Source organism: Bifidobacterium sp. W8114, assembly GCF_016101165.1.
In the GTDB taxonomy this organism is placed as follows: Bacteria; Actinomycetota; Actinomycetes; order Actinomycetales; family Bifidobacteriaceae; genus Bombiscardovia; species Bombiscardovia asteroides.
In genome coordinates this window covers 55641-65790 of sequence record NZ_JACFRA010000006.1, presented here as the reverse complement: position 1 = coordinate 65790, position 10150 = coordinate 55641, and the positions used below count along the sequence as shown (strand labels likewise).

Genomic DNA, 10150 nt, shown 5'->3' with positions numbered 1-10150 from the left:
CAGATTGCCGCCTCGACCAGCGCCCTGAAGTCGGTGGCCCTGACCCTGCTGGACGACCACATGAACCACTGCGTCCGCGAGGCTGCCGAAAAGGGGGGCGAGGAGGCCGACGAGAAGATGGAGGAGGCTTCCGAGGCCATCGCCCGCCTGGTCCGCTCCTAGCCCTCCCCCCCCCCCCCCCGTCAGCCAGGCCTAATCCGCCTGGGAATAGCAGTCCATAAGCAACGGGTATAGGCATTCTTCCGGGAATGGTTGGACTTCCGCTTTTCTCCTGTTAGATTGAACCCCAACCCCGGGCCGTTCGGTCCTGGGAAAGAGAGGTTGAAGGGGAGAGGCAATGTCGAAAACGAGTTGGGATTGGGCGGCCCTGATAGTGGTCGTCATTCTCTTTGCAGGACTGGCCCTGCTGAGCAGGAAGACCAAGGTCAACTTCAGTTGGCGGGTCATCATAGCGACGGTGTTGGGAATCCTGGTGGGTGTGGGCTTCTCCGGCCACACGACCTATGTAGGAGCATTCGGCAACGTCTGGTCCGAGGTCATCTCGGCCCTCGTGGTGCCGCTCCTGCTTTTCAGCATCATCGCCAGTATCAGCCGTATCGGCGGGTCTGGTCGGTTGAAGAGCATCAGTGTGAAGACCATTGTTCTTCTCCTGGTCAACACCTTCACAGCCGCCGTGATTGCCCTGGTTCTAGGACTGCTTTTCCAGGTCGGCAAGGGGTTCAACCAGGCCCTGCCCAAGGGGGCCAAACCTCGCCAGGTGCCAGGGGTACTCGATACTCTGGTCGGTCTATTCCCATCGAATCTGGCGGACAATTGGGCCCACAACCAGGTCATTCCCGTCGTGATCTTCGCCATCCTCTTGGCGGTCTCTCTTAACAAGGCCGCATCAACACCGCGCGGCGAGCAGAGCGTGGCCCCCTTCAAGGCTTTCGTGGAAGCCGGCAATGTGGTCCTGTCAAAGGCCACCCAAATCGTGGTTGGCTTCACCCCCTATGCGGTTCTGTCCCTGATTGCAGCCGCCATCGGTCGCAGCAATCTGAAGAGCCTTCTGCCCCTGTTGGCAGTTCTCTTGGTGGCATACCTGGGTCTGGCCATTCAGCTCTTCCTGGTCCAACCCCTGATCCTGGCCCTGGTCGGTAGGGTCAATCCTCTGCCCTTCTTCCGCTCCCTTTGGCCGGCGGGCGTGGTGGCCTTCACCTCGGAGAGCAGCATCGGCACCATTCCTGTCACAGTCCGTCAGCTGCGCTCTGCCGGCGTTCCCGAAGAGACGGCTTCCTTCGTGGCTAGTCTGGGAGCCAATCTGGGCATGCCCGGATGCGCCGGGCTCTGGCCCGTTCTCCTGGCGGTCTTCGCCATCAACGCCCAGGGGATTCCTTACTCTCCCTTGCGCTTCGCCCTCCTGATCGTCTTTGCCTTGGTGGTTTCCGTGGGGACGGTGGGTGTGCCCGGCACAGCCACGATCACCGCCACCTCCCTATTCACGGCGGCTGGCCTGCCCGTACCATTCATCGCTATCATGCAGCCTATTTCCCAGCTGGTTGATATGGGCCGCACGCTGGTGAACGTGGCTGGCGCAGCCAATACGGCAGTCATCGTGGCCAGGACCGAGAACGAGCTGGACCTGGATCTTTACAAGGGCCGCAAGGTCTTCGACGACCAGGACATTGAAGCGGACGATGAGATACAACAGTCAGGGGACTAGGCCCTGTTGCGTTCCATTCCTGCGCACATGAGCAGGAAGGCGCCCACCCCGTGCATGTCGTTGATGCTGGTGGGTCGCTGGCAGTATTCCTCATAGCTCCCGGGGCCGGTTCCTACGCAGATGTCACCGATGAGGAGGTCATCTCCCTGCCACTCAAGGCTCTTTATGACCCCCTCATACCCCTTGTTGGCCGCTTCCAGATAGGTCTTGTCCAGAATGCCTTGGTCTACGGCCTTGCAGATGGCGGCCACGAAGAGACAGGTGCAAGAGTTCTCAGGCCAGTTGCCCTCCTGACCGACCTTGTCGAGAACCTGCCACCAGCGGCCGTCGGGGCCCTGATAGCGGCAGACGGCGGTCAGCAGGTCGCGGACCAGGTTTCGCAGATCCTCGCGGCCCGGGTGGTCCTGTGGAATCTGGTCGAGCTCATCCACAATGGCTACGGGCACCCAGCCGACAGATCGACCCCAGTATTCAGGCGAGAGACCAGTCTTCGGATCCGCCCACTGGGCTTGGCGAGAAGGATCGTAGGCATGCCGCCAGAGCCCGGTCTCGGGTATGCGCGTCTTCTTCTGCATGAGCAGGGCCTGCCTGATGGCCTCGTCCATCAGTGCCGGGTCCCCAAAGCGGCGACCGTATTCCGTCATGAAAGGTCCGCCCATGTAGAGGCCATCCAACCACATCTGTCCAGCCGCCCGCTGCTGGTGCCAGAAGCCGCCTTCGTTGTTTTTGGGGTAGAGCCGCAGCTCTCCGGCCAGCTGATCCAGGGCATTCCGGTATCGGGGATCCCCGGTTCGCTCCTCCAAGGGGAAAAGCAGAATGCCCGGTTGAATGTCGTCAAGGCAGATCTGGTCTTGGTTGAGTACGTGTCCGCGCTCGTCGACATTGGCATCCACCCATTCCTGCAGATAGGCCATGTCGTCCTCACGGCCATTGAGCAGAAATGTCTGGTAAACGCCCGACAGGAAGACCCCTTGGTGATAATGGAAGTGATTACGGGGCGGCAGATCGCTTCCTTTGGGGAATTTACGCCGCATGGTGTCCACGGCCGCCTGGGCGTACTGCGCTGGTGATGATGGTTTCATGATTCAGTCCCCTTTTTGTTAATCGGCATGATAATTGTCTCATCTGCTGAGGTCGTTTGACCAGTATCGCTCTGTAGCCTTGAAGCCAGCGCCAGAGCTCCGGTGACGGGCGGGTCCTCCAACAGGCGGAGGCCGACAGGGCCGCCTGTCAATGAGGCAAGGACCCCGCTCAGCCTGTGGGCCATGATCGGTTGGTGGGTGATGACCCCGCCAGCAGCCACCACTTGGCGCCCGCAGGCCCCGGCATGAATGACTGCTTTCACGGCCAGGCCGATGCGGGTCACAGCCTGGTCCAATATTTCGTCGGCGATGGCCGAGCCTTTCTGCAGAGACCGGAAAAAGAGCGGAGCCAGACGCCCCCAGGCCTGTTCGTCTGCGGATGATCCGAAAGCCAAGGCTAACTGGTTGATGTCCCGCACGGTGAAGTGCTCCAACAGATCCTGTGTCAGAGGATCTTCCATGACTGCCTCCGTTCCCGCGACGACGCCGCGGTTCAGTATTTCCCTGACTGCTTCCCGGACCAAGGCAGGGGCACTGCCATAGTCGCCCAGAAGCCAACCGTATCCGTATCCGTCGGCTCGCACCAGATTGCCGGAGGTATCCCGACCGACAACGACCATGCCGGTGCCTACCACCAGATTCAACGCCTGCCTGATGCCCGCCGTCGGCCCCAGCAGCTCGGCGTCGTTGACCACGCGGATCCGCCATCCGGGCAGTTGTTCGGTCAATGCCGTCGTGGCCAGGTTCAGCTGCTGGGGTGTATCGGCCCCATGCAGCCCCAGACACAGCACAGCCGGCCCAGGTCGGCGTTTGGCCGCCTGTGCCTGTACCAGCTCGGCCAGTCGGCTCATATCGTGTGGAAGTACGGTGTCGCTGTTCCTCCGCCATGAGTCCGAAGCCAAGGTCAGGCTTTGGCGATGTCTTGAAAAAAGCGTATCGATGCGGGTCTTGGTTCCGCCTACGTCCACGCCGACCACAGGTAGGGGATTCCCCTGCCGCCTGCTGTCCATGCTAGACATTGAAGGCCGCCGTCCTGACCTGCTGGCTGATCAGCTCTCCCACGCCAATCAGGGGAGCTTTCCTGCCCAGCTGGGTTGCTGCGAGATCCGGCATGTGGGGGATGCGTCCGATCAGGCGCCGTCGGATGCCCTCCCGGATTCGCTGCCCTGGCAAGGTTGGAGCGATGTCCAGGACGATGATTTCAGGGTCGGCCACCAGGCAGATATCCCCGATGGACAGACTGATCAAATCGATCAGGGTTTCCTCGCTTCGTTTGCTCGGTTGGTCCTCGACGGCGCTGATCTGGGAGATCTGCCATTCCAGATCGCCGCCGTATGTGTAGTACTTGTCCAGCGATTCCCGACTGGTCAGCGTGTAGCCCATCTCGCCGGCCATGCCATGGCTCCCCCGTAGGATGCAGCCGTCCACGACGATGCCGGCACCTACGCCGAAATGGCGGATGGTGTAGCCGACCACCGGGTTATGGTTTTTCCCCGCTCCTGCCAGGACTTCTCCATATGCATAGGCATTGGCGTTGTTTTCTACAAGAACAGGGCCTTTGTCGGCCGTACGCAGGATGGCGCCCAGGGGTACTTCATTCCAGCCCAATTCACTGGCGGCCGTAACCATGCCGTCGTTCTGGACGATGCCGGGCACGGCTACGCCTATACCGGTGCAGGGAATGGACCGATCTGCGGCCCAGCGATCCAGGAGCCGGGCCATGGCGGTAATGGCGCGTATGCGGCTACCGGTGCCCCCTTTATCGTCCTCTGGCGGTTGAGGCATGTGCTCCTCGTGCAGGATCCGGTCATTCAGGCTGACCACGGCTCCATCAATGGCTGTTCCTCTGACATTGACGACCAGAACGGCGTGGAAGCTCGGATTCAGATGCAGCAGGCGAACCGGCCGGCCTCGGCCATCGCGGTTCTTCGCGCTCTCCTGGATAATGCCTTCCTTCCGAAGCTGGGTGCAAAGTCGGTGGACAGTTGGCAGCGGGATTCCTGTCAACTCAGCGATTTGGGCCCGAGAAAGGCTATCGGTATGGCATAGGGTGTCTAGAATAACGCTCCTATTGGTTGTGACAACCCGATCTCTGTTCCCATGGAGGGCCATGTTCGCTCCTGCGGTCCGTCTGCCCATGTTTTTCCTGTCTCTCATATCGATGTGGTCGGTCTTTCTTTCCGCAAAGAGACCGATTGCCTGCTTGCCTTTCCGACATTTATTCTTATAATGATAGTAAATAGTAGTTCAGATTAAGATATTCCTGATGATTCACAGGTGGAGACGCCTGATTCATTGCGATTCCGAAAGTGCATCAATACAATAATCAACAGGAGTTTCACTATTTTGTTCACAGACTTTCGTTATCTATGCTAGTATTATTCTCAAGTTGATATCTCACGTGGACGTGAGATCGGACTCACAAAGGAGTGTCGTATGCCAAGGATAATTCGCCGATTCCTGGCCGCTGGAGTGGCGGTGGTCTCTATCTTCGCCCTGACCGCTTGCGGTGGCGGGTCCAAGGGAAATTCTGGGGCAGATGCCAAGGAGATCACCCTGACCTATTCGGATGATCAGAACAACGCCTACAAGACCATGGCCCAGAAGTACACCAAGGACACCGGGGTCAAGGTCAATATCATGGAGGTGCCCTATGCGGATCTCGGCACCAAAATCGCCAATGCCGCCAAGGCCGATGACCTTCCCGACGTGGCGCGTGTCCCCCAGATCAACCCTGTTTGGTCCGATCAGTTGGAGGATCTGACCAATATAGCCGATAATCATAATGCCATGAAAAGCCTTCTGCGCAAGTCTCCGGACGGCAAGATACTCACCATTGCCTCTGATTTGACAGCTGTGGGCCTCTTCCTCAATACCTCGCTGTTCGACAAGGCTGGTGTCTCCTATCCGGATCCCGACGGATCCTGGACCTGGGAGGAATTCATAGCCGCCTTGAAAAAGGTGCAAGCGGCTACTGGAGCCAAGTATGGCCTGGTCATGGATGCCTCCAGTCACCGTGAACGCTCTTTCCTCTATCAGTTCGGATCCAAGGGCGTCCGCAAGCATGCGGATGGATCCTGGGGTCTGGATGACAAGGCCAAGACGGCCCTTGAGTTCCTCAAGAGCATCGATGACGACAAGATCATGCCCAAGTCGGTCTGGGCTTCCAATGAGGATCCCTCGGCTCTGTTCAAGTCGGGACAGGTGGCCGCCTACTATTCGGGCAACTGGCAGATCGCTGATTTCAACACATCCATCACCTCGTTCACCTGGAAGAGTGTCATCATGCCTGCCTCGCCCACCAAGGCCACCAATGTGGGAACCAATTACATGGTCGCCCTGAGTCCTGCGGGCAAAAAGTTCCTCGACTGGTTCTACAGCAAGAAGAACTACACTGCCTTCTGCGAGCAGGGCAACTATCTACCTGCCCTCAACGACATCACGCCTAAGTATGCCAACCACAACGAGGACATGGAACTCTACCAGAAGATCATTCGTGAATCCGATCAGGATGTGCTTTCCCGCCAGGTCATGACCCAGCTGGAGCTTGCATTGAAGGGCGCTGTTCTGCCGAGCCAGGACCCCATGAAGGACGAGACGATCAAGTACCTGTCTGACGAGCAGGATGTAGACACGACCGTGGCTAATATGAACCGCCTGTTCACCAAGTCCTACACCGTCGACAACAAACAGTGAATCCACTGGTTCGGCAAAGACTATGGAGGTGAGGTCTATGGTGAGGTCCCATGGAAGAGCGGGTGAGGGCGGTAAAGCGCCCAGGAGAATGAAAAAGCCGCTGGCAGCGCCCTTGTTTTTGATTCTGCCCGCTGTGGTGCTCTATGTGATTTTCTTCATCTGGCCTGCAGCAATCGGACTCTTTTATTCCTTCACCAACTACAAGGGCCTGTCCAAGTACCGGATGGTGGGCCTGTCCAACTACACCACGCTGCTGGCCGACCATGACTTCTGGTCCTCACTATTGCGCACTTTTGAGTACATCCTGTGCTCGGTGCCTCTGAACGTCTGCCTGTCCCTGCTGGCGGCGGTTCTGGTGACCAATCGGAAGGCAGTCGGCCGGACCCTGGCCCGCACCCTCTTCTTCATCCCCTGGCTGGTCTCTCCCATCATCACCGGTCTGATCTGGCGATGGATGTTCGGCGAGGGCTTCGGCATCGTCAATCAGGTCATCCAGGGGCTGGGCGGACACCCCATGCGTTGGGCAACCGATGCCAACCTCTCCTTCCTGGTGCTTATCCTTGCCGGCGTCTGGGCCGGAATGGCCTTCAATATGCTGCTGTTCATCACCGCTCTGGAGAATGTGCAGACCTCCCTCTATGAGGCGGCCTCACTGGACGGGGCCAACATCTGGCAGAAGTTCGTGCATATCACATTGCCCGGCATCGCTCCGACCACCTTCATGGTCGTCCTGTTGGGCACTATCGGAGGCATCAAGGAGTTCGCCATGGTCCAGGCCCTGAACGGGGGCGGACCAGGCACGTCCAATCGACTGGTGGTCCAGTACATCTACGAGACAGGATTCTCCAACTCCCGCATCGGCTACGCCTCGGCAGCCTCCATGGTTCTGCTGGTCATTCTGGTTGCGGTATCGCTGCTGCAGATGCGCCTGAACAAGAAAACAGGGGGTCGCTAGATATGCATGCTGTATCTGTGAGAACGTGGTGGCAACGGGTCAAGACAGACGCACCCTCCACCATAATGATGTGGTTCCTGGTCATCTGCTTCGCCTTCCCGGTATTCTGGCTGATTCTGTCCTCCTTCAAGGGGCCGGATGAGCTTTTCGCCGTGCCCATGAGCTTCCTTCCCCGCCGATGGACCACTGCTGGCTACGCGGCGGCCTGGAGCAGGATCGACTTCGCCCGTTACTTCGGCAATACGGCAATAGTCGCCATCATCACCACCGTGCTGACCGTGATCGTGAGCTCCATGACCGGGTATGCACTGGCCAAATATGACTACTGGTGGACCAGGCTCTTCTTCATCGGCATACTGCTGACGACCATGCTGCCCACTGAGGTCATAATGTCGCCCTCCTTCATTGTCGTGCGCGACATCGGCTTGTACAACACCCTGGCCGGTATAATCGTTCCCTCGATCATCACCGCCACCGGCATCTTCATGTTCCGCCAGTACTACCTGACGGTCCCTGATGAGATGATGCAGGCGGCCCGTGTGGACGGATGCTCCGAACTGCAGATCTTCCTGCGCATCATGTTGCCCATCGCCAAGCCCTGCATTGTGACCCTGGCCATTTTCTCCTTCCAGTGGCGCTGGAACGACTATATCTGGCCATTGCTGATTCTCAATGACTCTAAACGGTTCACTCTGCAGGTGGCACTGCGGACGCTGGTTGGTGCGGAGAAGATCGACTGGGCCATCCTGCTGCCGGCATCTGTCATCTCCATGATCCCGCTGGTCCTGATTTTCATGTTCTGCCAAAAGTACATCGTTGGTTCGGATGTCGATGCAGCCTTCAAGGGCTGAGCCATGTCCGGGCGGACATTCCATGGAGGAAAGGCCTATGTGATGTCAGATATGTCCTACACCCAAATCCTGAGCAGTAGCTCGCTGCGATTCGTTCGCACACGCTTGCAGGCTCTGGATAGGGATTCTGATTTGCTGGCTGGTTTGTCGCACCGTCCGACGATGGAGCTGATCAAGGCCGTGGTTGCTGTGTCTGCAATATGTCCCTCCGGGCAGACGGCGGACTTGGCCGAAATGCTCCCGGCCCTGCTGGAGCACTTGGCCGACTTGCAGTTGGAGGAGGGGCTCTTCTCTGGCGGGGATAATCTGGTTTCTCCTCCCGATAGCGCCTTCACCATCAATGATCTGTGCCTGACCTTGGAGTTGATGCAGGTCCAGGACTGCCCCCAGTCCGTGATCCAGGCCGTGCGTGAACCCCTCTTTGAGATAGCCCGCCGTGCCGCCCCGGCCATGTTGCAGGGGGGCGTGCATACTCCCAACCACCGATGGGAGATAGCCAGCGCCCTGGTTGGGCTCAACCTCTTCCTGGGTGGGAGCGAACTGCGTTCCCGTGCTGAGGCCTGGCTGGCCGAAGGCATCGATATTCAGCCCGATGGTCTCTATTCGGAGCGCAGCCCCAACTACGCAGCCTATGTGACCAACCCATGTCTGATTGCCATGTCGCGCAGGACCGGACATACCCAATACCTGGACCTGGTCGAGAGGAACCTGCGCGCCCAGGTTGCTCTGATGCGACCAGACGGAATGATGGAGACCGTTCAATCGCGTCGTCAGGACCAGAACCGGCCATTCGACCCCGAGCCCTTCCTTTCGCAGGCCCGGCTGTTGGCTGTGGTCAAGGGCGACCCGCGGGTGGTTCGCTGGGCCTCGTGGCTTTCCCGGCGCCGTCTGGCTGATCCGGCTCGACATCTGGCTGAGCTTCTGGTGGATCCGCGCCTGGCTGGGCCTCTGCCCCAGGTCGATGGGGCCGAGGACCGCGATGATCGGGTTCAGGAGTATCAGCAGTCCGGGCTGACCAGGGTCCTGCTGTCCGGGGATTCATGGGCTCAATCGAGCATGACAGCCTCCATTTATGCCGGATCGGACTTTCCCGATACTGGTCGGGTGGCCTCGGGGCTGGCCAACAACTCCACGATTGTCGATTTCTCAACGCCTGGGCTGACTCTGGAGACACTGAGAATATCCCCGGAGTTCTTCGGCCTGGGTCCGTTGCGCCCCGGCCACTGCGTCAGGCAGGGCAACAGGCTGGCCTGGGTCATGCGCGATATGCGTACCAGCGGCTATTACCAGCCGCTTGATCAGAGATTCTGCCGAAACGATGCTGCATACCGGTTAACCGACGAAGGAAGGTTCTTCGCCTGCATGGACTTCGATCGGCGCCGACGGGACGATCTGACTCTGTCTACGCGGATCGAAGTCGAGATGTGCCCGGATGGATTCAATCTGCGCGCCCGCTTTCAAGGTCCCGTCACTACCTATACGTGCCTGTTGGCTCTGCAGGGGGACCAGATGGGGATTCGTGCCGGAGCCAGGGCCGATGGCAATGGGGTTTGGAGGATTTCCGAGGCACAGCCGGCGGAGATCGTAGCCGGGGCCGAGGATGATCGCACCTGTTTGCGCCTGAGCATTCAGGGCCGACCGTCTGAGCATCCCATGGCATACGATCCCGGGGAATGCTATACCTACCCGGGAGGCGACGATGCAGTGGCTGGCCAGAAGTTGATTTACTCGGGGTCGACCGCCGGAGATCTGGTTCTTTCGGCTCGCTGGCAACGGAGTATGGCAAGAGCATGAAACAAAGTCAAACCCTGCAGACATTGCTATTACAGTTGACCAATCAATCGGAGATGGTGAGGAGGAAGCC

The 10150-nt window shown here is 58.9% G+C and carries 9 protein-coding genes; 6 read left to right on the top strand and 3 right to left on the bottom strand.

All coding sequences use genetic code 11. From position 1 onward, the window contains the following. Positions 1-162 (top strand): metal-sensitive transcriptional regulator (locus H3T89_RS08075; RefSeq protein ID WP_198216771.1); only part of this gene is annotated, 162 nt, incomplete at its 5' end. A gap of 175 nt (positions 163-337) precedes the next feature. Then, a complete protein-coding gene (locus tag H3T89_RS08070) occupies positions 338-1702 on the top strand; it encodes a dicarboxylate/amino acid:cation symporter (protein WP_198216770.1) in 1365 nt (454 codons plus the stop codon). On the opposite strand, the gene H3T89_RS08065 is transcribed toward H3T89_RS08070, so the two are convergent. From H3T89_RS08065 to H3T89_RS08055, 3 genes are read right to left on the bottom strand one after another with little or no spacing between them, the layout of a single operon-like run. Next, on the bottom strand, positions 1699-2784 hold the full coding sequence (locus H3T89_RS08065; RefSeq protein ID WP_198204105.1) for a glycoside hydrolase family 88/105 protein: 1086 nt from the start codon (positions 2782-2784) through the stop codon (positions 1699-1701). The two genes, H3T89_RS08070 and H3T89_RS08065, sit on opposite strands and share 4 nt — an antisense overlap. Next, positions 2781-3803 (bottom strand): sugar kinase, encoded by a 1023-nt coding sequence (locus tag H3T89_RS08060; RefSeq protein ID WP_198216769.1) that lies wholly within the window; start codon positions 3801-3803, stop codon positions 2781-2783. Before H3T89_RS08060 ends, H3T89_RS08065 begins: the two co-directional genes overlap by 4 nt. Beyond that, the gene (locus H3T89_RS08055; RefSeq protein WP_269749219.1) at positions 3796-4896 is read right to left on the bottom strand and encodes an ROK family transcriptional regulator; all 1101 of its coding nucleotides are present in this window, start codon (positions 4894-4896) and stop codon (positions 3796-3798) included. Before H3T89_RS08055 ends, H3T89_RS08060 begins: the two co-directional genes overlap by 8 nt. A gap of 324 nt (positions 4897-5220) precedes the next feature. On the opposite strand from H3T89_RS08055, the gene H3T89_RS08050 reads away from it, so the two are divergent. The 4 genes from H3T89_RS08050 (at position 5221) to H3T89_RS08035 (ending at position 10080) form a co-directional block, all read left to right on the top strand. Beyond that, positions 5221-6480: an ABC transporter substrate-binding protein gene (locus tag H3T89_RS08050; protein WP_198216766.1), complete on the top strand. Its 1260-nt coding sequence runs from the start codon at positions 5221-5223 to the stop codon at positions 6478-6480. An 88-nt stretch (positions 6481-6568) separates the two neighbouring features. Beyond that, positions 6569-7435 (top strand): carbohydrate ABC transporter permease, encoded by an 867-nt coding sequence (locus H3T89_RS08045; RefSeq protein WP_232347244.1) that lies wholly within the window; start codon positions 6569-6571, stop codon positions 7433-7435. A gap of 17 nt (positions 7436-7452) precedes the next feature. Further along, positions 7453-8286, top strand: a complete 834-nt coding sequence (locus H3T89_RS08040; RefSeq protein ID WP_227028589.1) for a carbohydrate ABC transporter permease — start codon at positions 7453-7455, stop codon at positions 8284-8286. A 42-nt stretch (positions 8287-8328) separates the two neighbouring features. Next, entirely contained in the window at positions 8329-10080 is a 1752-nt protein-coding gene (locus H3T89_RS08035) for a hypothetical protein (RefSeq protein WP_198216764.1), read from the top strand. The last annotated feature ends 70 nt before the right edge of the window (positions 10081-10150 follow it).